Genomic DNA, 22468 nt, shown 5'->3' on the forward strand with positions numbered 1-22468 from the left:
TTCAGTTTTCAAGGTTCAATAAAAGCAATAAATTGGAGCGGGTGAAGGGAATCGAACCCTCATCATCAGCTTGGAAGGCTGAGGTTTTACCACTAAACTACACCCGCATATAATATTGTGATGGTCGGGAAGACAGGATTCGAACCTGCGACCCCTTGGTCCCAAACCAAGTGCTCTACCAAGCTGAGCTACTTCCCGCTAGAAAAGCATATGTATTACTATGAGTATGAAACACTCGCTTGTAGAAATAAGATGGCGCGCCCGAGAGGAGTCGAACCCCTAACCTTTTGATCCGTAGTCAAACGCTCTATCCAATTGAGCTACGGGCGCAATATGTTTTAAATCCTTTTGGTGCGGCCGAGAGGACTTGAACCTCCACGGGGTCGCCCCCACTAGGCCCTCAACCTAGCGCGTCTGCCATTCCGCCACGACCGCGTTTGAAGCGACAAACACTATTATAACGAGGATACTCTGTTGTGTCAATAGCTTTTCAAAAAGTCATTTCAACAACTTTCAAAGTGCGGGTGAAGGGACTTGAACCCCCACGCCTTGCGGCGCCAGATCCTAAGTCTGGTGCGTCTGCCAATTCCGCCACACCCGCATAAATGGTTAGATATTTTACTATCGCAAAAAATCTTTGGTGAGCCATGAAGGATTCGAACCTTCGACCCTCTGATTAAAAGTCAGATGCTCTACCAACTGAGCTAATGGCTCTTAAATGGCTGGGCTAGCTGGATTCGAACCAACGCATGTCGCAGTCAAAGTGCGATGCCTTACCGCTTGGCTATAGCCCAATGTTTCGTCAAAAAGTGACGAGGTTTATATATTAACATGTCCAAAAGATTAAAGTCAATAACTTTTTAAAGAAATAATCTGGCGGTCCGGACGGGACTCGAACCCGCGACCTCCTGCGTGACAGGCAGGCATTCTAACCAACTGAACTACCGGACCAGAGTTTTTGCTTTAGCAAAATAACTTTCATTACTCGCGACAGCGAAAATAACTTTCATTACCTTGACGATAGTCAAAATAACTTTCATTATTTGCGCTAGCAAAATGAATTTTCATTAAGTTGCAATAACAAAAATAAAAATGACCCATACGGGATTCGAACCCGTGTTACCGCCGTGAAAGGGCGGTGTCTTAACCGCTTGACCAATGGGCCATGTTCTGAAAGTAATGGCGGAGAAGGAGGGATTTGAACCCTCGCGCCAGTTGCCCGACCTACACCCTTAGCAGGGGCGCCTCTTCAGCCACTTGAGTACTTCCCCATAAAAATGGCTCCGCAGGCAAGATTCGAACTTGCGACCGATCGGTTAACAGCCGATAGCTCTACCACTGAGCTACTGCGGAACGTAAAGTATTCTTTCGCTTAACTCGTCTTATCGACTCTTTAGATTATAATGACTCCGCTATTTATTGTCAACTACTTTCAAACACTTTTCACCAGAAAAAAATGCTCATCATCAGGGGATTAACCACTCAGGATTTTCCTTCCTTCATAATAACTTCCTTCACTAATTTAAGCTTGCCTTTACAACGTCCACACACGTATTTTCTTATATTGATCTTCCTTCTTCTTTTAAACTCCAACCCGCACTTCTGGCACACATAAATCAAATACCTTTTTCTATTATTCACACTCGTTAATATCGAACAATGTCTTGGACCCCCAACTTCATTTAGAAGCCTCTTAAAATCTTCATCTCCATGCTTATATCCTTTACCTTCAATATGCAAATGATAATGACACAACTCATGTTTAATGATTCCTATTAATTCATCCATACCATGCTCGTCCAAATATTTACGATTAATATCGATATTATGACTACCTAACATATACCTTCCCCCAGTGGTTCTTAGTCTTGGGTTGAAATATGCTTTATGAAGGAAAGGCTTACGAAAAGATTGAATAGATATTTTTTCAACAAGAAATTGAAGCTCAGCGTCCGTCATATGAAATCCTTCTTTCTTAATTAGAACATGACAACCTATTATAGCATAAACTAGATATCACCCTTACTGTTTCAGCATGACAAAATACTCCAAGGAATGTCATCACACGGATTCAGCTGGCACTTTCTTAGAGATAAGGAGGTTACCCCATGCCTAACTGGCTTGTGAATCAATTGAGGAGAGCCTATTTTGAGAAGGATCGATATCAAATCAAACTCCTTAATCAATGCTGGTATTTTTACCGTAAGAAGAACAGCTCTTAAGTATGGACATTAATCATACCCCATCCTAAATGGCAAAAAGAGCTGACCTGAGATAGCATTCACTACCCCGCAGTCAGCTCTTACCTGATTATTGAATCATCGTCAATGCGACTCTGCCTTTTTGAACATCCACGCTATCAACCCAAACGGTTACAACATCCCCAACAGACACCACATCTAATGGATGCTTAACGAAACCATTTTTCAGTTTTGAAATATGGACAAGTCCATCTTGTTTCACGCCAACATCGATAAACGCACCGAAATCCACTACATTTCTTACTGTCCCTTGTAACTCCATACCTTGTGTTAAATCTTCTAGTTTCAAGACATCCTTCTTGAGAAGAGGTTTAGGAAATTCATCCCGCGGATCACGCCCTGGTCGAATTAACGAATCTACAATATCTTTCAGCGTTAATCTCCCTATTTCCAACTCCTCAGAAACCTCTTCTAAATTCAATTGATTCAAAGACTGTTTCAATTCTTCTGACCCGATGTCAGCTACACTCAAACCAACTTTCACAAGAAGCTTCTTCACATCGTTATAATTGTCTGGATGAATAGATGTTCGATCAAGTATCTCTTTCCCATCCATTATTCTCAGGAATCCTATACATTGCTCGTACGTTTTTGCACCCAGTCTTGGAATTTTCTTTAATTGGGATCTGGAAACAAACTTGCCTTCTTCTTCTCTCTTTTTCACAATATTAGTAGCCACCGTCTTGGAGAGTCCCGCAACATATTGCAATAGTGATGAGGAGGCAGTATTCACATTTACGCCCACTTGGTTTACAGCCGTTTCCACTACGAAGGTTAATGATTCATTTAGCTTCTTTTGTGAAACATCATGTTGATATTGCCCAACTCCAACTGATTTAGGGTCGATTTTCACTAATTCAGCTAACGGATCCTGTAATCTTCTTGCGATGGAGACGGCACTTCTTTCTTCAACCTGAAGGTCCGGAAACTCTTCCCTTGCCACATCAGATGCTGAATAAACACTCGCTCCCGCTTCGTTGACTATTAAATAGAAGATCGATTGATCCATATCTTTTAACACATTCACAACAAATTGCTCGGTTTCCCTGGATGCCGTCCCATTCCCAATAGCCACAACCTCAATCGAATATTTTGTCATTATCGCTTTGATTGCTTCTTCCGCTTTTGCGAGTTGAGACTGGGATGAATGTGGATAAATCACATTTATATCAAGAGTTTTTCCTGTTTCATCAATGACCGCTAATTTGCAGCCTGTTCGGAAAGCGGGATCGACACCCAAGACCATTTTTCCTTTCATCGGTGGCTGAAGCAATAATTTTCTCAAGTTTTCTGAGAAGATATGAATGGCTTGATCCTCTGCTTTCTCTGTTAATTCATTACGAATTTCTCTTTCTACCGATGGTTGGATCAATCTTTTATAGCTATCTTCCACCGCTTCTTTCACAAGAGGGACGGAGATGGAATGAACATTTTTAATGACCTGTCTTTGCAAATAGTTAAGGATACCTTCTGCATCAGGCTGGATATTCACCTTTAATATATCTTCCTTTTCCCCTCTGTTCATTGCTAAAATGCGGTGAGGAACTACTTTATGAATGGGTTCTTGATAAGAGTAGTACATTTCGAAGACCTTTTTTTCGTCTTCCTCTTCCTTTTTTACCTTTGATTCAATTAACCCTTTACGGAACGTATAACTTCTTATGTATTCTCGGTATGAAGCTTCATCGGAAATGTACTCAGCAATAATGTCTTTTGCTCCATTTAAAGCTTCCTCGGTTGTCATTACTTCCTTTTCTTCAGACACATAGAGAGAAGCCTTTTCTTCAAGCTCTCCTGATGCCGGGAATGTAAGGATCCATTCCGCCAGGGGTTCCAGTCCTTTTTCTTTCGCTATGGTCGCTTTTGTTCTTCTTTTTTGCTTATACGGACGGTACAAATCTTCTACCGTTTGCAGCTTATCCGCCTTTTTAATGGCCTGGGTTAACTCTTCAGTCAACTTCCCCTGTTCTTCGATCAATCGAAGAACTTCTTCTTTTCTCTGCTCTAAATTTTGCAGGTAATTCCATTTATCCATAATATTACGGATTTGAACTTCGTCTAGTGCTCCGGTCTGTTCTTTCCGGTACCGTGCGATGAAAGGAACTGTATTTCCTTCCTCCAGTAGTGAGATGACGTTTTTTACATTTTTTATTGATAGGTTCAATTCTTTAGATACTCTGATAAGTAATGGTTCTTGATTTGTTAATGTTGCTGCCAATTGTATTACCTCCATTAAAAGGATTCTTATTTATTTTACCATAACTGCCTTTGAGGATTGAAAAGGCGGCTTAACATAAAGCATATATCTGATGAATTGAAATGAAAACTTTGTCTCCGCAATCCACACTGTGACCGTTCCTTTCCGCTCCAGGCACTTCCTTTCCGCGGGGAGGAAGTCGAGCCTCCTCGACGTTCCGTCTGTGGGGTCTCGACCTTTCCTCTATTTCCCGCAGGAGTTAAGTGCCTTCCGCTACAATCCACTCTTCGCTACTACATCAGAATAAATATCCAAACTAATTTCAAGGAAGAAGAAAATTAACAAAATTATGATTTTCAAAAATCAGTTATAAGTTATGTTGAACCGATCCCCCCCATCCATCACGCACTGGATTACTGGGGTGAGTTAAAATCCAACTGTTTTTGTGAAAAGAGCCTAAATAAAAAAACTTACCCTAAAATCGTTAGAGTAAGTTTCCTATAATGTATGTTGTATCATCTGATGTACCGTCGACTAGAGATTGAATATCACCTAAAGCGCCATGAAGCGTTGGATATCTTTGAAGGATATTCTTTACTCCCGATATACTCAGTCCATCTGAGTGAATGAGAAATCTTGAGTTGGCATCGTAATGAAAACGTTGGGTCTTATATGTTTGCGGCCTTCCGGATAAATACCCTGTAACCGGTAATGGATAAGTCATCTTTCCTTCAGGTGCATACATATAAAAACGTATATTTCCAACACAGCTATACACAAACTCTTTGGAATGGTAATACGCTTTAATGATCGCTACTGCAGCGCCTCGTTTTTTCTGAAGAGCTTCGTTACAAAGACTCATGAGGGTTTCAACATCCTCATGGTGATGCTCTTCCACTATATCGACGACCACATGAGACGATTCATAAGCAAACTTACCACTTCCTAAACCATCGGCCAAAACACAGATAAAGTATTCGCTTGTAGAGGTATAGAAATAACTGTCTCCACAATAAGGATTTCCATTTTTCGATACTTGCTCTGCATAAAGCTCTATTTCATTTTGTTGAAGATAAGCCATTAATAATGACTCTCCGAATCGTTCATCTCTTCCTGAATGGCTTCCCTAAGCTTTTTAATCGCTCTTCTTTGCAAACGGGAAACATGCATTTGGGAAATGCCGAGCTTCTCTCCAGCTTCTTTTTGGCTTAAATTTTCTAAATAGGTGTGTTGTATAATAGCCTTTTCTCTGTCGGAAAGAACATGAAGCACTTTCTCAAGAACGAGTCGCTGATTGACTTTCTCGTAGCCCTCATCCTGGTCTCCCACAATATCCAATATTGTAACAGTACTTCCCTCTGAATCCGCTTCAATCGAGTGATCCACTGATAACGCTTGATAACTTCTGCCCATTTCCATTGCTTCCAGAACTTCCTCTTCACTAACTTCCAGATATTCAGCAATTTCATGGACTTGAGGAGAACGTTCTAATTGGTTTGTTAACTCTTCAACCGTAGATTTTATTTTCGGACCAAGCTCTTTTATTCTTCGTGGAACATGTACGCTCCACGTTTTATCTCGCAGGAACCTTTTTATCTCTCCAATGATTGTCGGAATCGCAAAGGCCTCGAATGATCTACCGAAAGATTCATCGTACCTTCTGATTGCACCAAGCAATCCAATCATCCCTACTTGGATAATGTCTTCGTGGAAAGACCTTCCCTTTGAATATTTCCTCGCAATGGACTCAACAAGATTCTGGTAATGTAAGATCAGTTGACTTTGTGCATCGTCATCTTGTCTTTCCTGATAGTCTTTGATCCATTGAAGTACTTTTTCTTTTTGAGCCTGCTGGTTAGGTTGAGATAGTTTTTTCATCCCTCTCCACCTGCTCCCCTGATAGGAATTTAGTCATAAAGACTGTCACTCCCTCCTTGTGATGCACTTTTACATCATCCATCAAGCTCTCAATAAGGTAAAGACCTAACCCACCTTCTCTTAAGAACTCCACTGAATGATCGGCATGATAAGGACCAACAGCACTGCGAATTTCTTTAAAATCAAAACTTTCACCGTGATCCGCTACCATAACCTCAAGACGATCCCCATATAGCGCGAATCCAACAACCACTTCTCCGTCGTTGTCTTTATACGCATGCTGAACCGCATTTGTGATAGCTTCACTAGTAGCAATCTTCAAATCCTCAATTGCATCGTAGTCAAATCCCATACGACTTGCAATTCCTGAAAGCGTCAAACGAATGACCCCGACATACTCCGGCTTTGCGGGAATCTTCATCTCGATGTAATCAAAAGCTTTCATCATTCCACGCCACCTTCTACCTTGGAATTAATATTCATAATATCCCCTAAACCTGTAATATCAAACAGTCTCTGCAGACGATCGGATAAACCGATTAGATTTAATTGCCCACCGCGAGCTTTAACCGTTTTGAAAAGACCAACAAATACACCTAATCCAGTACTATCCATATATGATACGTCTGAAAGATCCACCGTTATATCTTTATTATCAGCCTCAGCAGAGGGTAGAAGCGTTTCTTTAAGCTTCGGAGCTGTATATGCATCAATTTCACCGGCTACTTTGACGAGTAGCTCGTTCTCTTTTTCTTTCATATCTATTGATAAGTTCATAAAAAGACCACCTTTTTTTGGCTACATTTATAATAAGTCTCTATACATTTACCCTATTTATGACAAGAATAAACTTTATTTATGAATTTCTTTTTATGATGATTAGAGTGAAATCGTCTCTAAGCTCAAAGTGCTGCATCTTCTCGAGTTGTTTGTATACATTATTGACAATCTCTTGAGGGGGAAGGTGATGGTACTTGCTTATTAATTGAACCAAATCTTCCCTTTCGATGAAGCCATCTTCGGAACGGCACTCTGTTACTCCATCGGAGAGAAGGATGATCATATCACCAGTCTCAACCTGTCTTTCGTATTGTCGGTACTTCGCTTTTTTATCTACACCTAATAGAAGACCCTTTGCATCAAGATCTTCAAATTCATTGGTTGACGCTCTATAAAAAAAGCCGGGTTCATGCCCAGCTGATGAGTATGAAAATAGATGTTCCTTCGAATTGTATACACCGTAAAACATGGTTATGAACATACTTGCATCCACATTTTGTTCCACTACTCTGTTTAAGCTTTCCAAAACAGCATTAGGTTCATTCCGGTACTCAGGTAAACTATCCATCGCATACTTGATCATGGACATGCAAAGAGCCGCAGGTATACCCTTACCAATTACATCGGCAATGGCAACGCTGACGCTATCATTCTCATCCTGAACAAAGTGATAATAATCTCCATTCATCTTTTTGGCAGGTACACTTACAGCTCCAATGTCCAAGACTTCCACTGAAGGGATGACCGTCCCTAACAGGGTTTGTTGCATATTGGATGCTACATCTATTTCGTTATTTAATTCTTGTTGTTTTGTTCGTAGACTCTGATGCTCTCGATAAGCAAAACCATAGCCAATCATGACTTCAAGTAAAATATCGAAAGAGTGCAGTACTTGATGTGGTATATTAGGCTCCATTTCTAATATCACACTCTTATGAAGACTAATGATTTCCTCTGGCGAAACATGATGCTCAATTGATTTACGACTAAATTTCTGTCCTAAATAAAGAGCTTTTTCATCTTGTTCGTTTAGATAGTGCTCTATAATTTCTCTATATTTAGAATCCATTAGATCTCTGAAATTCATTTAACTCCCCCTAGCGGAGCCACTTAGTCGCTCTGATATCCGTCCCTTCTCCAGGCACAGACTCGACGTTAAACTCGTCCATTAAACGCTTTACTCCAGGCAAACCTGCTCCTAAGCCGCCTGATGTGGAATATCCATCTTCCATTACTTTTCTAATATCTGCAATACCAGGACCTTCATCCAATGCGATAATTCGCACACCTTTTTTCCCGGAATCGAATAACTTTTCAATACAAATCTGACCATAGCCAGCATATAAATATATGTTCCTTGCTAATTCGCTGATAGCCGTAGTGATACGAGCTTGGTCAACGGTCCCGAATCCGAGCTCTTTCGCTACATTCCTCCCTAACTGGCGGGCAGCAACGATGTCCCATTCATTCGTGATCTTCACGCAGGATTGGCTATCCATACCTAGTCCCCCAGTTCCAATTGTAATTTCTCCAGACCTTTTTCCAGATCCAGAGCGGTCAGGACGTCCTCTAACCTGATACCAAGCTCGATCAACGTTATCGCTACAGCAGGCTGGATGCCTGTGATGACTACTTTAGCACCCATTAATCTTGACATGTTTATAACATCCCCAAGTACTTTAGCAATGAATGAATCTATAAAATCTATGGAAGTAATATCGATTACTACCCCTCTGGCGCTGGTTTCGTGAATCTTCTGCAGAAGATCTTCTTGAAATTGAAGGGCTGTTTGATCATCAAGCTCCCACTGAATGGAAATCAACAAACAATCATGCAGCTTTAAAATTGGTATTCTCACTCTAATCCCTCCGCAGAAACTATTTTTCGATTTGTCATTTCCAGAGCCTTTTCTATTCCTTTTCTTAACGTACTATTTGTACTGAACTGATTAAGATCAATTCCTAAATTAACGATCGTCTGGGCAATCTCAGGTCTGATTCCCACCAGCATACACTTTGCCCCGACTAAACGCACGGCTTCTGCTGCCTGAATGATATGGTGGGCGACCATGGTATCTACAACCGGTACACCTGTAATATCAATCAGCACAACTTCCGCTCTATGCTTCACCACACCATTTAACAGGTTTTCCATGATCAAGCGGGCACGTTCAGTATCGATGGTGCCGACAAGAGGCATTATGGAAATTTTTTCAAATACCGGTATAAGTGGTGCAGATAATTCCTGCAATGCTATCTTTTGAAGAGAAACCGTTCTTTCCCATGATTCTGTATAAGCTTTAACCACTTTGTTATACATCGGTGTCAGCCATTGGTCAAACTTCTCAACCTGTGAAGCGTGATTTTCATCTGTGATGAGCTGATCCTTAGTCATACCTTCGTAAACCACTTTACCAAATGTACCTAAAGCTGTTGTCACAAATGTCAGAGGCCATCCCAACCTGACAACTTTTTCAGCGAAATCTTCCAACCGGCTATTGAACTCCTTGGAATCCCTTAAGTTAGAAGCAATCATTTCTACAAACTCATGGCTTGTCTTAGTAAAAACTTGATCTGAAACAACTTGAAGAAACTTCTCATCCGCTTCGTTCCTCATTCGTTCCATCCAAATACTAGTGATATCTGATTTATTATTATGAATATAATCCGTGACTTCACTAAACATTTAGTTCTCTCCATTCTATCATATGAAATTTGTACTTCGTATTTATGCCGAATGATGTAACTTAATTTTAAAGTAGTTTACAACAGTGAACTAAAAAATGACGTAATTACTTTAATAGTAACAAATAAATACAAAAAAGAAAAAACCTATGCCTTTTCGGGTATTTTTAGTACTTACTTTTCCCATTATAAATTGTTTACGGTGTTTTGTCATAAAATTGACTATATTTCCATTATCCATATTCTTCTTTTGGGGTTAATTGGAACTAGACTTCTCTTCTAAAAAGTCAAAACAAAAAGGCTTAATGATCAAGAATGTTGTTGATCAGCAAGCCTTCTGGTTTGAAGTTATATTGTTCCTATTGTATAGCATGATAAAGTATCTGCACGATGAAAAGCCCATGGTTAGAACTGGATTAGACCCACGCTGATTTGCAGGGCGTCATCCACTTTTTCCATCATCTCATCATCCAAGTGCGTAATCTTATCGGTAAGACGTTGTTTATCAATCGTTCGAATCTGTTCAAGCAAGATAACGGAATCACGTTCAAAGCCATAACGTTTTGCATCAATTTCAACATGAGTAGGCAGTTTCGCTTTTTGAATTTGAGCGGTAATGGCAGCTACAATAATTGTGGGACTAAACCTGTTCCCTATATCATTTTGAATAACAAGTACCGGCCGAACTCCGCCTTGTTCTGATCCTACAACAGGAGAAAGGTCTGCAAAATATACGTCACCACGCTTTACAATCAAAGGATTAACCCCCGCTTACTAAGCGTTCGACTGTATGTTCTGCCTCATATTCTGCTTGAATCGCCTCTGAAGCGATTGCGAGATTAATCTTAGCCATTTCCATATAGCCGCGTCTCATAGATTCACGTAATTGTCTCTTCTTACGCTCTCTTAAATACATTTTGGTTGCACGATAAATAAACTCATTGCGATTCACATTTTCTTGATCTGCAAAGCCGTCTAATTCTGTAACGAGCTGTTGCGGTAGACGAATTAAGATTTCTGTTGTTGCGCTGGATTCAGACACAAACTACACCTCCACCAATCACTACATACCGTTTCTGTTCATTAACATATTTATCATACCATCAATTAAGGGGAATGAAAAGTTAATTTATCAATCTCTTCTATTATCCACCATATAAAATACTAATTATTCATCAAGTTGGCGGTTATTTTCCTGTTGACTGTGAATACCTGTCGCTAATAGTTTATTCGATACTTCCGTCGGCTCCCCGTTTCGCATATAGATACGCGGCACTCTCGTTGTGATCATACAAGGGATCTCATAGTTAATGGTATCAAGCTTATCAGCGATTTCATCCATTGTAATCGCTTCTTCACCATGATGGCCTATTAACGTTACACGGGTACCCATATCAAGAAATCCAGGCAGCCGAATCATACATTGATCCATACATACCCTTCCAACAATTGGAACTCTCTCGCCGTTCACAATGACGTCCTGACCTTGTAATTTACGCAGCCAGCCATCAGCGTATCCAATCGGGATCGTCCCGATCCACTCTGCCTCACCCGTTTCATAAGTAGCCCCATAGCTCACTTTCTCTCCAGCTGAAAGTTCTTTTGTATGAATAAGTCTGGAATGAAGAGAAAACACTTCTTTTAAAGGAAAAGGCAGCTCGGGCTTCATCTCTTGAGAGGGGGTCAGTCCATACATGGCAATTCCCACCCGCACAGCATTAAAGAGGGTGTTGGTTTTCCTTAAAGTAGCGGCACTATTTGAAGAATGGATATAAGCTGGTAATGACTCCAATTGATTCAGCATGTATTCAAATCGAGCTAACTGCCGGTCAAGATAGTCATCGTTCAACTCATCAGCTGTGGCAAAATGGGTAAAGATCCCCTCAAGCTTAAATTGGGAATGAGCTTGAACATACTGTTCGATAGCCATTAATTCCTCAGTGGAACGAACGCCTATCCGACCCATCCCGGTATCGCACTTGATATGAAGGTTTAATCGATCTCCTTCTGACAGCTGATTTTCGGCTTCCACCAGCCACTCTTGGTGGAATGTGGTTAACGAAATATCCAAATCGGCCGCAATCTTGACATCTTTCGGTCTCGTAGCACCTAATACAAGAATGGGAGCGGTTACGCCTGCTCTTCTTAACGAAATCGCTTCGTCTAAAAATGCAACAGCTAAGCCGTGTGCCCCGGCAGAAAGAGCTGTAAAAGCGGTTTGCACATCCCCATGCCCATAAGCATTCGCTTTCACAACCGCAAACACTTTCACATCTCCAGGGATATGGTCTCTAATATTCTTTACGTTTTCATATAAATGATCTAGGTTGATTTCTGCCCATGTATCACGAAAAAATTGGGTCTGGGTTTCCACTCTGTTCACTTCCTCATATCTTTACACAAAACATTGTCATTCTATTCAAGAATACCATTGATTATTCATATTATCATTCATTGTGTTAAATAGAATTTTTGGAAGGGGGGGATAAGTGTTTATGAGGCCGTTCGAGGAAAGACCTTTGGGTTTCAGAGCGATATTAATTTCTTATCCTGGCGCTGGGTAGATGATGCTTTTATTTCTCTTCTATCACCTCTCCTTCACGCACACCAAGAAAAGAGGCGAACCTGATAGGCCCGCCCCGTTCAGTTATTTTATTTTACCATTGAACCTTGTACGGATTGAGCTACCATCACCATCTCAGAAGGAGTCAGGTCATTGGAGGCAAGCATATAGTCCACTCCGTTATTGGTCCATCTGATTGATTGCTCTGTCATGGCCGCTACTGTGAATCCTAAGTCCACTAATTCACCTTTAAGAGAAGTAGAGACCGTCATCGTTGGAACGACCGTTGTTTTTTCTTGTACAATTGTGAAGGATTTTTCACCATCGTACGTTAAGATTACGCGTTTACCCGTATCGGTGGCGACTTCTTTTTCTTCAATTAATTCGGTGCCGGTGATTTCAGACATTGGGTAAAGAACAGTGAATTCTGTGTCCTCTACATTTGCCGTAACCGGTACTTCGAGCTGGGCACCTGTCATGTTTTTCTTCATGTCGAAGTCTTTTTTATCGAATCCAGCTTTCATATCCATCTTGGAGAACTCTACTTTTACAAGTGGATTTTTATCAGAATCCAATACATTGACCGATGCCGGCGTCAGGTCTTTCTTGTTAAAGGCAATCTCTTGAGTCGGTAGCATCTGACTGTTTTGATAGCGAGTCTTCGTGTTAAAGATGTAGTGATCCTTTGTTTCCTTGAAAGTAGCCTCTTTATCCTCTAACACATCTTGAACAAGCGATTCATACAAGTACGCCTGACTGCTATTTTCAGGCCAGTTGCTTTGGAATCGGAAGCTTTTGTTCAGTGCCGGAGTAAGGACAAATACTCCCTCATCATTACGTAAGATCATTTGACTCTGATCTTTCGCAGCGTTCTTTAATGCCACTCGATAATAATTAGGGTCATTATGCCACACTTCCACATCATAGGTTTGAGGCTCGTCGCCCACCTGCAGGGTCATTTTTGCATCTGCTTTGTACCCCTTCATATCCTCTACTTTAGCCTTAAGATCCTTGGTTACATCTTCTTTCGATTGCTCTCCACAAGCAGCCAGCATAAGCACCGCTAACATGGCCATCACTAGTATCACTAGCTTTTTCTTCATTTTTTCAACCCCTTTTGTCCCAGGATAAACGTAATTGAGAGAGGGGAAAGCCAGCCGTCTAAGAATGGACGATCCTTATAGAATGCCCCGTTCCTTAGTCCAATTGCCATTCGCCAAAGAACCGCGATTGTTAAACACCTGGCCTTGTCTCTCTTATTGCACTACTGAATATATGAGACAACCTGAAGGATTATGCTAGTTAAGATGACAAGCTTGAAATAATTTTACTCTTCGATGATCACCTGTGCAGCCGCAAATTCCCGGCTGTGAGTGATGGATAGATGAGCATTCGCCCCCTCCGGCTTTGAAAAATAAGGCTTTCCGTTCGGATCCTTACTGATTTCAATATCCTGAAAGGAGAGCGCTGTTCCGATGCCCGTTCCATTCGCCTTGGAAAAAGCTTCTTTGGCTGCAAATCGTCCCGCTGCGAACTCAATCTTACGCTGCTCGCTTAATGTATAGAAAGCATCCTCCTCCTTAGCTGTTAAAATTCTCTTAACGAACTTCGGCTGCCGTTCAATCATCCTCTGGATGCGCACTGTTTCAACGATGTCCAATCCTATTCCTTTTATCATATGCGATTCCCCTTCTACTCTTGTCCTGTCTTGCATAATTGTATAATGAACTATACTCGTGATTTCCGATGTTTTCTTATACTATAGTATTGACTGCGTTTTTTAAATAAATGATTTAGTAATGATATAAAAAGAAACAACCTACTTAGGAGGATACAATATGTTTGTCCGGACTGAAAGTTTTTCACAATTTTTACGGTTATACCCCATTATTTCCCTGATTGTATTTATTCATATCGCCTTATACCTAGTCAGTGCACTTCCTATTTTTCCACAACTGTGGGTGTACGAGCAGCTGGCCGGTGTGAATTTATTTATAAGCGAGGGAGAATGGTGGAGACTCGTCACCCCTATCTTTGTACATTTGGGATTCGCTCATCTGCTGTTCAATTCGTTTTCCCTTGTCCTGTTTGGCCCACCACTGGAAAAGCATCTGGGAAAAGCGAAGTTTATCGGTCTATATTTAGCAAGCGGCGTGTTTGCCAATATCATTACGTATGTTACCAAGCCCCTTACGTATAGTCATGTGGGAGCATCAGGAGCGATTTTCGGTTTATTCGGCTTTTACATCGCCATGATTATCTTAAAAAATCATTTCATCACGAGAGAAAGCCGGCAAATCATCCTACCGATCGTCGTCATTGGTGTAGTCATGACCTTCATGCAATCAGGAATCAACATAACGGCCCATATCTTCGGACTAATCGGCGGCTTTGTGATCGGGTGGATTTCAGGTAAAAAATAAGAAACAAAAGTGACCCGCTAACGAATCGCGGGTCACTTTTATCGTTTACACACTATGAGAAAACCAAGAAGCAATGGTTCGGAGGTCCTTCTTTTCAAGATCCCGGATCGGACTGGCATAACCGGTCTCTCCAGATTTTATCGTGGTTCTGAGACTGCCCAAGTCTTTTCTCGTTTGAAACCAGCTTTCATGGGTGTCCAAAGATTGAATACGACTTTTCTTTATATGCATCGTATTTTTCAGTACGCCCCTATACTGTAAAGATAATTGTCCATCAACAATCTTCCAGCCCCCGGCACGATATTGGTAGTATCCGAGAATCCCGAAAGGAATCATCAACAAGCCGACCCAAAGACCATATGGCCAGTACATAAAACAAACAGTCGCCGTCGGGACCACCACCCAGACTGCCTGTCTGAACACATATCTTCTTAAGGAACGTCCCGGAAGCCTCTTAAAGTCATCGTGAATGACATAATCCGGAAATAAGTCGTTTAATAATCCCTGAATTCTCTTCTTTTTCACTATCGGGAATAATTTTATACTTGTACTGTCTTTCTCTAAAACAGATCCACCTGCATTTTCAATGTGGACGGTGCAATACCCCAATAGCTGCCTGATTGGGTTTTCCACTACCCGGATTCCTTGAACACGATTTAAGGGAACCGTCACCTGCTTCTTCTCCAGGAGCCCTCTTGTCATGACAATGTGATCATCCACAATTTTTATTCTGAAATCACCATAGATAATAAATGTCCAGGCTATCGATAACAGCCAGGCAACAAGCAAGCCCAAAAAGGCCATCACCGAAACGACAAACACTCCGCTTTTCACAAAAACAGCCAGCTCATCGTACACAGCTTCGTACGGAATGAACTCATTAAATTGGGACAAGAAAACAAACACCCCGGAAATAATGACCCCGATCCCTCCTGAAGTCGTAGCAAGAACCCAAATGTCTTTCGAGGTGAGGTTGAAAAAGGGGGCTTCATCTTTTAAAGTCCCTGTATTTTCGCCTGAGAGATCTTCGGTTATGCTAGTACCCTTTTTCTCCCGATATATCATTTCCTCCAACTCTATCGCTTCTTCTTTTAAAATAGCCGTCAATTCCGCTTCTGATTCCCGGGGATTCGAAGACCCTGCCGTTTCGACCTTGACCTTAACCAATCCAAAAGGACGATGCAGAATGCCCTCAGAGAAATTCAAACTCTGAATCCGGTCAATGGGGATATACCTCTTCTTTTTAACGAATAGTCCGTACTCGATCCGCAGCTCCCCATCTTCCACTCGATATGTAAACCGAAGCCACTTCACAATCCCTGTGACCAGAACGAACACAAGAACTGCCGCCATGGATATAATAGGCATATAATCCCAAAATCCTGTCTTCTCTCCCCGGTTATTCAATACAAATAAAAAGACAAAGGGAACAATCAAGTCCTTTAACTGTTTAACAAAATTCGCTACGGCTGAAATAGGATGCAGTCTCTTGTGCTCAGACATCATCTTCCGCCACCCTCGCAAGTTGTGAAATGGAGTTTCTCAATTCATCTGCCTCCTCCACATTCAATGCCGGTATCTCATGAACCGTGGCCGCCGTCGAAATCGTAATGGTTGCCAACCGATACTTTTTTAAAATGGGCCCCTGAACCGTATCAACATGTTGAACCCTCACCATCGGTACCAGCGTACGCTTCACGATAAAAATTCCTCTTTGAAGCTCAATCTCCTGCTCCCTCACTTCATACCGCCATCTCTTCCATTTGATGGTTGGAATAAAGAAAACAAACAAATATGTAAATAGAATCCACACGGCAACTGCTGCTGCAATGATCCATTGTGGCCACTCAAACATAACAGTTAGAGTAATCGCTCCTGCGGCTACAGCTGCAACGATCAACGTTTCAAACACACCATATATCTTCCACACCTTTAAAGCCTTTGGTGAAATCCGTTTTTGCGGCTCTCCGATCATACCCATCCCCTCATTTCTCTCTTTTACTAAATCTTACAGTATATTTACGATTTGGAACAGAGATGGTTTCAGATTAAGGAGAAAGCTTTGGGAGATTCGCCTATTTTATCTTAAACGAACTTTTATCCACCCACTCGATCCCAACAATCCCCTGCAGGTCCTCCACTAATCGGAACAATGCGTCATCCTTTTTCTTCGCTTCAATCATACAATCAATTTCATCCACCGTTCCCTTTATCCCTTGAAGAAAATCAAGAAACATCTTAGGATCGATGAAATCGGCATGGGCTTTGTAATCCTCCTGAGAACGAGGGCTTGAAATATGCATCTTTACAGGTAGTGGTGACTGGCTCCACGTTCCAACGATCCTCTCCCAATCCAACAACCAATCCCTTTCGTTATAAGCAAGATGATGATGGTAATCAAATACAAGGGGGATCCCGAGCTTTTCACATAGATAAAGGGCATCAGCCGCACTGAATACCGTATCATCATTTTCGAGAATGATCATCTGTTGAAGAGAAACGGGGGTCAGACCCCAATTGTGTATAAATTGCTCAAGTGCCTTTTCTTTGTCTTCATATGCTCCACCTACATGGAGAACACAGCGGTGAGTTGGATCGATTCCCATCCCTTTTAATAATGCCTCATGCATCTTTAACGTCTTCAGCGTATTTTTCAACACATCCACATCACTGGAATTGAGCAAGACAAAATGATCAGGATGAAAATCCACCCTCATGGGATGAAGCTTCAGGTACTCTTCAATCGCTCTAAGCTCCTCCTTTAACGGAGATATGAAATCCCATCCTTTCAATTCAGGATGATTCGCAAGAGGGATCAACTTTGAACTGAACCGAAAAAAATGAATCTCATTAAGTACATTATGCTTTAAAAGTCGCAGGCAGTTTTCAAGATTCGATTTTGCGATCCGTTCGAGTTTATGAATAGCGGCCTCACGATCCTTGATCCCCGAAAACTGCTTATAGGTCATGGTTTGGGAAGGTGATGCATTCTGGAGGTTCATGCTCATGGCAACATAGCCTAACTTTACGAGTGTCATGTGGGGTGGACTCCTTTTTGGGGTTAGTATGTGCGGAATGGGGGGATTTATCTCGTTGGTATGGAATAAATGACAGACTTTGTCCCCCCTTGTGTTTCTAATTGAAGGGATTTCAATATTTTATAGGAGGTGTTTCGTGATTTCAGATGCAAAAACCTCCTCAGTTGGCAATTGGTTATGTGATCACTTATTAGTAAGAAATAATTCCGAAGCGCTTCTATGTGAGCATATTTAGATGAACTACCACATTTAACGCAGGACCACGCACCACTTACTCTAATCATTGGTAAGTGATTGCACTTTTCACATCGGACTCCAGTCACAATATCGCTTTGGGTAAGAGAATATGTCTCCATAAAGTCTATCTCAGATTCTTCATGATTTTTTAAAATGGTTTTCTTCATTTTGGTTATTTCTTTATCAGTCATGGCTTCTTTTACGTATATCTCATTTAAATCCTTGATATTGTCTATAATGGTTTAATTGCGTCTTTTTGCAAAAAATTGGAAACCAATCGTAATCTCCTTGCCCCTTTCCCATACCTCCTAATCAAACCAACATAAACAAAAAAACACGACAACCCAAAGGTCATCGTGTTCCCATTCTCAATCAAAATCAAGAATTGTTATAAGATTTACGTTTGCTAGAAGATTGTGGTCTGCCGCCGCCAGTACGGTTGCGATCTCCGCCACGGCTTCCGCCTCCGCGATTTCCACCGCCGCTGCGTGGTGATCCACCACGGCTTCCGCCTTTACCGCTGCGTGCTCCACCTTTGTATCCACCGCCGCGATTTCCACCACCTCTTGATGGTAATGGACGCTCTTCAGTGATATCAACTGGTGTTGTATCCGGCTCTTTCGTCAGGACACGGATTGCTGCTGCAACTGCTTGAACAGAATCGTGTCCTCCAAGGAATTCTTCTGCTAATTGATAGTAATCCTTAAGATCACTTTCTTTCGCCGCTTCAGCTAATTTTTCAAGAGCTAAGCGTTGTTGACCTTCAAGGGCTTCGTTTAAGCTAGGTGGCTTAAGAGCCGTCATTTTTTTCTTCGTTGTTTGTTCAACGATCTTCAGGTAACCCATTTCTCTTGGTGTTACAAAAGTAATGGACATCCCTTTCTTACCTGCACGACCTGTACGTCCGATACGGTGAACGTAGCTTTCAGGATCTTGAGGAATATCAAAGTTGTAAACATGCGTTACGCCGGAGATATCTAATCCACGAGCGGCAACGTCTGTTGCGATCAAGATATCGATGCGTCCTTCTTTGAACTTCTTAAGAACCGTCATACGACGAGCTTGAGAAAGATCTCCGTGAATACCTTCTGCCAGGTAGCCGCGAATGCTAAGAGCTCGCGCTAATTCGTCTACTCTGCGTTTTGTACGACCGAATACAATCGCAAGTTCAGGTGATTGAACGTCGATTAAACGGGAAAGAGTATCGAATTTTTCTTTTTCGCTTACTTTAGTGAAGAATTGTTCGATGTTCGAAACCGTTACTTCTTTTGACTTCACTTTGATTACTTCCGGCTCTGTCATAAAGCGATTTGCAATGCGTCGGATCGGATCCGGCATTGTTGCAGAGAATAAAAGTGTTTGTCTTGTGCTTGGAACCGTCTCAAGAATGCTTTCGATGTCTTCGATGAAGCCCATGTTCAGCATTTCGTCTGCTTCGTCAAGTACTAATGTTTCAACATTTTCAAGGTTGAGTGTTTTACGTTTGATATGGTCAAGAAGACGACCTGGTGTACCAACGATGATATGAGGGTTCTTTTTCATCGCGCGAATTTGACGTTGGATGTCCTGTCCTCCGTAGACAGATAACACACGTGCACGCTTGTCAGCTCCGATACGATATAACTCTTCAGAAACTTGGATGGCAAGTTCACGAGTTGGTGCAATGATAAGAGCTTGAACGTTTGGATTTTTCACATCGATCTTCTCGATCATCGGAATTCCAAATGCTGTTGTTTTACCTGTTCCAGTTTGTGCTTGACCGATAATATCCTTACCTTCTAAACCGACTGGAATTGTACTCGCCTGAATTGGTGTAGCTTCTTCAAAGCCCATACGTTTAATTGATTTCAACGTAGATGCGCTTAAGTTTAAATCTGCAAACTTTGTCAATGTTACATTCTCCTTTAATTTACATCTTTTATAACTAATCATTATCTGATTATATTTTTAGGTCGGAACGAAATCTTACCCACCGAAAGACTTCGGTATCTAATCTAAAACCGTCTATATGAGATGTTTAGTTTTTATGTTTGGTACAAAAAAATACACTCTTCAAAATAGAAGAGCTAGCACGTCCAACAAATTAAGAACTATGTTGTAGCTATGTTACCACTTCTAGAAATGAATTTCAATCTAATGTCAAATAGTCAATCTATTCATTTAGCAGGAATTGGTAGATCCCTTCGAAAAGTTCGTGCTTATCTTCACTATGACAGATCAAATGTTTTGCTTTAGGGGAATAAAAAAGGTTTTTTTCTTGGGAAGAAATAGTCTCGTATATATATTTTGCAGCTTTAGGGGGGACTATTCCATCAATCTCTCCTTGGGCAATAAAGGTTGGAACGTTAACCTTTTTCAGGAGCGGACGAGCAATACGAACGACTTTTCTAAATTCGTATGTGGACAGAACTGGGGTTTTTGTCACCTTCCATTTGTACCGGTTGTAGAGCTCGTTTTCAATCAGATTTCCTTGAATTCCTTCTTTAATCAAATTTCCAATATCTTTCAGTAGTTGTTTCACATTTACATAATAAGCTGCTGCGCTTAAAAGCACGAGCTTATTGACTTCATATTTCACCGAAAGATACGAAGCGATCAAACCACCCATGGAGAAGCCGATTACGTAAACTTCATCGCATTTCTCAATAAGAGCCTGAAGCTCATCCTCAGCATGCTCGATCCATTCAATATGTTTAACCCCTTTTAGTTCAAGGGTTTCACCATGACCAGGCAGAGTCGGTACAACGATTTCCCAGTCGGTTCTCTCTTGAAGGAAATCTGCCAAAGGCTCTACTTCAAAAGGGCTCCCAGTGAATCCATGGATTAGTAAACAACCGATCATGTTATCCCCTCTTACTTTTAAAAGGTAGGGAGCGAGCCAACCTCCCATCGTCTTCAAGCTCATTTTGTTCATTTCTGTTAAGGTTTAAACTTGGACGCCGGTAGAAATTTATGCCTTTAATCCATCGATGACTTCTTCAAGCTTCATTCCCCTTGATGCCTTGAATAAAACCAGCTCTTCCCCTGTAATGAAGGAGGACAGCTCTTTTGTCAGGCTGTCTTTATCTGTAAAAGAGTGAACACGATCAGGAGAGAAATTCTCAAGTGCACCCTTACCAATAAAGCCTCCTAAAGGACCAAATGTAAACACATGCTGAACTTTTTCCGGATTGATCAATTGTCCAATTTCCTGATGAAATTCTTCTTCCTGGTCGCCAAGCTCCAGCATATCACCAAGCACCAGGATTTTGGTATGGAATCCCTCAAGCTCTGATACAAGCTGAATCGCAGCTTTCATGGAGGTAGGGCTGGCATTATAGGCATCGTTAATGATGCTTTCGCCTTTCTTTCCTTCCACCATTTCCATTCTCATTTGGGTAAGCTTTAACGACTGTAAACCTTCTTTCATGTCATCGACACTGAGACCAAATTTACGGGCAATGAGAATCCCTGCTAGAGCGTTGTGGATATTATGAACCCCTAATACGGGAAGAAAGAATGTTTCTCCTTCAGCGAGAGAAGTCTCAAAATGACTCCCTTTATTATCCATATTGATTTTTGTTGGATAAATCGTGTTGGATTCGCTTCTTCCGAAAGTCTCCACATGCTTCAGGTTGAGTGTTTGAACACCACCCTGTAACAGCGGTTCATCTCCGTAGTATGCAAATAGCCCATCAGACTTCAGGCCCTTCACAATCTCCAATTTGGCTTTGGCGATACCTTCCCGTGATCCCAGATCCTGAAGATGTGATTCTCCAATGTTGGTGATGATGGCAACGTCTGGCTGAGAAATCTCTGATAGAAGTTCAATTTCTCCGAATCCGCTCATTCCCATTTCAAGTACAGCCACTTCTGAATCCTGGGGCAGGGAAAGGATCGTTAAAGGAAGACCAATGTGGTTGTTATAGTTCCCTTGAGTTTTATGAACTCGATACTTCACTGACAAAAGGTTTGCCACAATATCTTTCGTTGTTGTTTTTCCATTACTTCCTGTAATTCCAACCACCTTTAAATCCAGCTCATGGCGATATTGATTGGCCAATGACTGAAGGGCAAGCAGCGGGTCTTCCACCACTATTACGGGAATATCTTCAGGTGGATTAGGTACATTGACATCCCACAGAGCGGCAGACGCACCATTTTCAATGGCATTTCGAACGAATCGATGACCGTCAACGTTTTCCCCTTTAAAAGGAACGAACAGATTAGCATCTTCAATCTTTCGCGTATCGATGGAAACGCCTTTTACCACCACCGACTCAAACTTGGAAAGATCGTTTTTTACATCAAGCATGTTGCATATTTCTTTTATTTTTTTCTCAAACATTCGCTTTCTCCTTTTACTCTTTTTAATAAAAACAGAGCAGGGACTGCCTTTAGACGGTGAATCCTCTGGTCAGTCCCAAG

General features: G+C 41.5%; 23 protein-coding genes and 11 tRNA genes. 2 read left to right on the plus strand and 32 right to left on the minus strand.

All coding sequences use genetic code 11. From position 1 onward, the window contains the following. Nucleotides 1–33: 33 nt before the first annotated feature. The 12 genes from ACIFOD_RS03900 to ACIFOD_RS03955 form a co-directional block, all read right to left on the minus strand. Nucleotides 34–107: transfer RNA gene (locus ACIFOD_RS03900), tRNA-Gly, on the minus strand. A 14-nt stretch (nt 108–121) separates the two neighbouring features. Next, nucleotides 122–198, minus strand: a tRNA-Pro gene (locus ACIFOD_RS03905). Nucleotides 199–253: 55 nt separating this feature from the next. Continuing rightward, nucleotides 254–330, minus strand: a tRNA-Arg gene (locus ACIFOD_RS03910). 19 nt (nt 331–349) lie between these two features. Further along, nucleotides 350–435 (minus strand) — tRNA-Leu (locus ACIFOD_RS03915). Nucleotides 436–519: 84 nt separating this feature from the next. Further along, nucleotides 520–601, minus strand: a tRNA-Leu gene (locus ACIFOD_RS03920). Nucleotides 602–638: 37 nt separating this feature from the next. After that, nucleotides 639–714 (minus strand) — tRNA-Lys (locus ACIFOD_RS03925). Nucleotides 715–719: 5 nt separating this feature from the next. Then, nucleotides 720–794: transfer RNA gene (locus tag ACIFOD_RS03930), tRNA-Gln, on the minus strand. Between the two features lie 80 nt (nt 795–874). Then, nucleotides 875–951: transfer RNA gene (locus ACIFOD_RS03935), tRNA-Asp, on the minus strand. Between the two features lie 142 nt (nt 952–1093). Further along, a tRNA-Glu gene (locus tag ACIFOD_RS03940) sits at nt 1094–1165 on the minus strand. Between the two features lie 15 nt (nt 1166–1180). After that, nucleotides 1181–1271: transfer RNA gene (locus ACIFOD_RS03945), tRNA-Ser, on the minus strand. 7 nt (nt 1272–1278) lie between these two features. After that, a tRNA-Asn gene (locus ACIFOD_RS03950) sits at nt 1279–1353 on the minus strand. A gap of 129 nt (nt 1354–1482) precedes the next feature. Next, nucleotides 1483–1959: a SprT family protein gene (locus tag ACIFOD_RS03955; protein WP_397554380.1), complete on the minus strand. Its 477-nt coding sequence runs from the start codon at nt 1957–1959 to the stop codon at nt 1483–1485. A 149-nt stretch (nt 1960–2108) separates the two neighbouring features. Here ACIFOD_RS03955 and cmpA point away from each other — a divergent pair, with 149 nt between their 5' ends. After that, nucleotides 2109–2222 (plus strand): cortex morphogenetic protein CmpA, encoded by a 114-nt coding sequence (gene cmpA / locus ACIFOD_RS03960; RefSeq protein ID WP_113970254.1) that lies wholly within the window; start codon nt 2109–2111, stop codon nt 2220–2222. 88 nt (nt 2223–2310) lie between these two features. Here the strand turns inward: cmpA and ACIFOD_RS03965 are convergent, their stop codons facing one another. The 14 genes from ACIFOD_RS03965 to acpS form a co-directional block, all read right to left on the minus strand. Further along, complete coding sequence (locus ACIFOD_RS03965) at nt 2311–4494, minus strand: Tex family protein (RefSeq protein WP_430313522.1); 2184 nt, start codon at nt 4492–4494, stop codon at nt 2311–2313. Between the two features lie 448 nt (nt 4495–4942). Further along, nucleotides 4943–5539: a PP2C family serine/threonine-protein phosphatase gene (locus tag ACIFOD_RS03970; protein ID WP_430313523.1), complete on the minus strand. Its 597-nt coding sequence runs from the start codon at nt 5537–5539 to the stop codon at nt 4943–4945. Next, the gene (gene sigB, locus ACIFOD_RS03975) at nt 5539–6336 is read right to left on the minus strand and encodes an RNA polymerase sigma factor SigB (RefSeq protein ID WP_113970251.1); all 798 of its coding nucleotides are present in this window, start codon (nt 6334–6336) and stop codon (nt 5539–5541) included. Before sigB ends, ACIFOD_RS03970 begins: the two co-directional genes overlap by 1 nt. Then, complete coding sequence (rsbW, locus tag ACIFOD_RS03980; protein ID WP_430313601.1) at nt 6314–6781, minus strand: anti-sigma B factor RsbW; 468 nt, start codon at nt 6779–6781, stop codon at nt 6314–6316. The genes sigB and rsbW overlap by 23 nt, the downstream gene beginning before the upstream one ends. Further along, complete coding sequence (locus tag ACIFOD_RS03985; protein ID WP_397554383.1) at nt 6781–7113, minus strand: anti-sigma factor antagonist; 333 nt, start codon at nt 7111–7113, stop codon at nt 6781–6783. Before ACIFOD_RS03985 ends, rsbW begins: the two co-directional genes overlap by 1 nt. Nucleotides 7114–7192: 79 nt before the next feature. After that, nucleotides 7193–8203, minus strand: a complete 1011-nt coding sequence (locus ACIFOD_RS03990) for a PP2C family protein-serine/threonine phosphatase (protein ID WP_430313524.1) — start codon at nt 8201–8203, stop codon at nt 7193–7195. Between the two features lie 10 nt (nt 8204–8213). Next, nucleotides 8214–8615: an anti-sigma regulatory factor gene (locus ACIFOD_RS03995; protein ID WP_044340428.1), complete on the minus strand. Its 402-nt coding sequence runs from the start codon at nt 8613–8615 to the stop codon at nt 8214–8216. A gap of 2 nt (nt 8616–8617) precedes the next feature. Next, nucleotides 8618–8974 (minus strand): STAS domain-containing protein, encoded by a 357-nt coding sequence (locus tag ACIFOD_RS04000; RefSeq protein ID WP_034763058.1) that lies wholly within the window; start codon nt 8972–8974, stop codon nt 8618–8620. Continuing rightward, nucleotides 8971–9801: an RsbT co-antagonist protein RsbRA gene (locus ACIFOD_RS04005; RefSeq protein ID WP_397554385.1), complete on the minus strand. Its 831-nt coding sequence runs from the start codon at nt 9799–9801 to the stop codon at nt 8971–8973. The genes ACIFOD_RS04000 and ACIFOD_RS04005 overlap by 4 nt, the downstream gene beginning before the upstream one ends. 404 nt (nt 9802–10205) lie before the next feature. Further along, complete coding sequence (gene ndoA / locus ACIFOD_RS04010) at nt 10206–10556, minus strand: type II toxin-antitoxin system endoribonuclease NdoA (RefSeq protein WP_034763063.1); 351 nt, start codon at nt 10554–10556, stop codon at nt 10206–10208. A gap of 4 nt (nt 10557–10560) precedes the next feature. Further along, complete coding sequence (locus ACIFOD_RS04015; RefSeq protein ID WP_032085355.1) at nt 10561–10842, minus strand: CopG family ribbon-helix-helix protein; 282 nt, start codon at nt 10840–10842, stop codon at nt 10561–10563. Nucleotides 10843–10968: 126 nt separating this feature from the next. After that, nucleotides 10969–12183 carry an alanine racemase gene (gene alr, locus ACIFOD_RS04020; RefSeq protein WP_430313525.1) on the minus strand — a complete coding sequence of 405 codons (1215 nt, stop codon included), beginning with the start codon at nt 12181–12183 and terminating at the stop codon, nt 10969–10971. A gap of 269 nt (nt 12184–12452) precedes the next feature. Beyond that, nucleotides 12453–13466, minus strand: coding sequence for a LolA family protein (locus tag ACIFOD_RS04025; protein ID WP_113970245.1), 1014 nt, complete (start codon nt 13464–13466; stop codon nt 12453–12455). A gap of 224 nt (nt 13467–13690) precedes the next feature. Then, a complete protein-coding gene (acpS, locus tag ACIFOD_RS04030; protein ID WP_430313526.1) occupies nt 13691–14041 on the minus strand; it encodes a holo-ACP synthase in 351 nt (116 codons plus the stop codon). A gap of 160 nt (nt 14042–14201) precedes the next feature. Between acpS and ACIFOD_RS04035 the strand changes: the two genes are divergently transcribed. Continuing rightward, on the plus strand, nt 14202–14786 hold the full coding sequence (locus ACIFOD_RS04035; protein WP_397554387.1) for a rhomboid family intramembrane serine protease: 585 nt from the start codon (nt 14202–14204) through the stop codon (nt 14784–14786). A 45-nt stretch (nt 14787–14831) separates the two neighbouring features. Here the strand turns inward: ACIFOD_RS04035 and ACIFOD_RS04040 are convergent, their stop codons facing one another. The 6 genes from ACIFOD_RS04040 to ACIFOD_RS04065 all read right to left on the minus strand — a co-directional run bounded on the left by ACIFOD_RS04040 (nt 14832) and on the right by ACIFOD_RS04065 (nt 22388). Further along, nucleotides 14832–16289, minus strand: coding sequence for a PH domain-containing protein (locus ACIFOD_RS04040; protein WP_430313527.1), 1458 nt, complete (start codon nt 16287–16289; stop codon nt 14832–14834). Beyond that, entirely contained in the window at nt 16282–16761 is a 480-nt protein-coding gene (locus ACIFOD_RS04045) for a PH domain-containing protein (RefSeq protein WP_430313528.1), read from the minus strand. Before ACIFOD_RS04045 ends, ACIFOD_RS04040 begins: the two co-directional genes overlap by 8 nt. A 100-nt stretch (nt 16762–16861) precedes the next feature. Then, nucleotides 16862–17824 carry a UV DNA damage repair endonuclease UvsE gene (uvsE, locus tag ACIFOD_RS04050; protein WP_430313529.1) on the minus strand — a complete coding sequence of 321 codons (963 nt, stop codon included), beginning with the start codon at nt 17822–17824 and terminating at the stop codon, nt 16862–16864. Between the two features lie 615 nt (nt 17825–18439). Then, nucleotides 18440–19951 (minus strand): DEAD/DEAH box helicase, encoded by a 1512-nt coding sequence (locus ACIFOD_RS04055; RefSeq protein ID WP_397554391.1) that lies wholly within the window; start codon nt 19949–19951, stop codon nt 18440–18442. A 262-nt stretch (nt 19952–20213) separates the two neighbouring features. Further along, on the minus strand, nt 20214–20903 hold the full coding sequence (locus tag ACIFOD_RS04060; protein WP_430313530.1) for an alpha/beta hydrolase: 690 nt from the start codon (nt 20901–20903) through the stop codon (nt 20214–20216). Nucleotides 20904–21011: 108 nt separating this feature from the next. After that, a complete protein-coding gene (locus tag ACIFOD_RS04065; protein WP_430313531.1) occupies nt 21012–22388 on the minus strand; it encodes a UDP-N-acetylmuramoyl-tripeptide--D-alanyl-D-alanine ligase in 1377 nt (458 codons plus the stop codon). Between the last annotated feature and the right edge of the window lie 80 nt (nt 22389–22468).

This window comes from Rossellomorea sp. NRS-1567, assembly GCF_050467885.1.
GTDB classification, from domain to species: domain Bacteria; phylum Bacillota; class Bacilli; order Bacillales; family Bacillaceae_B; genus Rossellomorea; species Rossellomorea aquimaris_C.

What these genes read in the sequence shown, in the direction of transcription:
- ACIFOD_RS04065 (WP_430313531.1), bottom strand. Translation starts at nt 22,388, where the DNA reads ATGTTTGAGAAAAAAATAAAAGAAATATGCAACATGCTTGATGTAAAA.
- uvsE (WP_430313529.1), bottom strand. Translation starts at nt 17,824, where the DNA reads ATGACACTCGTAAAGTTAGGCTATGTTGCCATGAGCATGAACCTCCAG.
- ACIFOD_RS04040 (WP_430313527.1), bottom strand. Translation starts at nt 16,289, where the DNA reads ATGTCTGAGCACAAGAGACTGCATCCTATTTCAGCCGTAGCGAATTTT.
- rsbW (WP_430313601.1), bottom strand. Translation starts at nt 6,781, where the DNA reads ATGAAAGCTTTTGATTACATCGAGATGAAGATTCCCGCAAAGCCGGAG.
- ACIFOD_RS04025 (WP_113970245.1), bottom strand. Translation starts at nt 13,466, where the DNA reads ATGAAGAAAAAGCTAGTGATACTAGTGATGGCCATGTTAGCGGTGCTT.
- ACIFOD_RS04045 (WP_430313528.1), bottom strand. Translation starts at nt 16,761, where the DNA reads ATGATCGGAGAGCCGCAAAAACGGATTTCACCAAAGGCTTTAAAGGTG.
- cmpA (WP_113970254.1), top strand. Translation starts at nt 2,109, where the DNA reads ATGCCTAACTGGCTTGTGAATCAATTGAGGAGAGCCTATTTTGAGAAG.
- ACIFOD_RS03995 (WP_044340428.1), bottom strand. Translation starts at nt 8,615, where the DNA reads ATGGATAGCCAATCCTGCGTGAAGATCACGAATGAATGGGACATCGTT.
- ACIFOD_RS04035 (WP_397554387.1), top strand. Translation starts at nt 14,202, where the DNA reads ATGTTTGTCCGGACTGAAAGTTTTTCACAATTTTTACGGTTATACCCC.
- ACIFOD_RS03985 (WP_397554383.1), bottom strand. Translation starts at nt 7,113, where the DNA reads ATGAACTTATCAATAGATATGAAAGAAAAAGAGAACGAGCTACTCGTC.
- ACIFOD_RS04005 (WP_397554385.1), bottom strand. Translation starts at nt 9,801, where the DNA reads ATGTTTAGTGAAGTCACGGATTATATTCATAATAATAAATCAGATATC.
- ACIFOD_RS04060 (WP_430313530.1), bottom strand. Translation starts at nt 20,903, where the DNA reads ATGATCGGTTGTTTACTAATCCATGGATTCACTGGGAGCCCTTTTGAA.
- ACIFOD_RS03970 (WP_430313523.1), bottom strand. Translation starts at nt 5,539, where the DNA reads ATGGCTTATCTTCAACAAAATGAAATAGAGCTTTATGCAGAGCAAGTA.
- ACIFOD_RS03955 (WP_397554380.1), bottom strand. Translation starts at nt 1,959, where the DNA reads ATGACGGACGCTGAGCTTCAATTTCTTGTTGAAAAAATATCTATTCAA.
- ACIFOD_RS03965 (WP_430313522.1), bottom strand. Translation starts at nt 4,494, where the DNA reads ATGGAGGTAATACAATTGGCAGCAACATTAACAAATCAAGAACCATTA.
- acpS (WP_430313526.1), bottom strand. Translation starts at nt 14,041, where the DNA reads ATGATAAAAGGAATAGGATTGGACATCGTTGAAACAGTGCGCATCCAG.
- ACIFOD_RS03990 (WP_430313524.1), bottom strand. Translation starts at nt 8,203, where the DNA reads ATGAATTTCAGAGATCTAATGGATTCTAAATATAGAGAAATTATAGAG.
- sigB (WP_113970251.1), bottom strand. Translation starts at nt 6,336, where the DNA reads ATGAAAAAACTATCTCAACCTAACCAGCAGGCTCAAAAAGAAAAAGTA.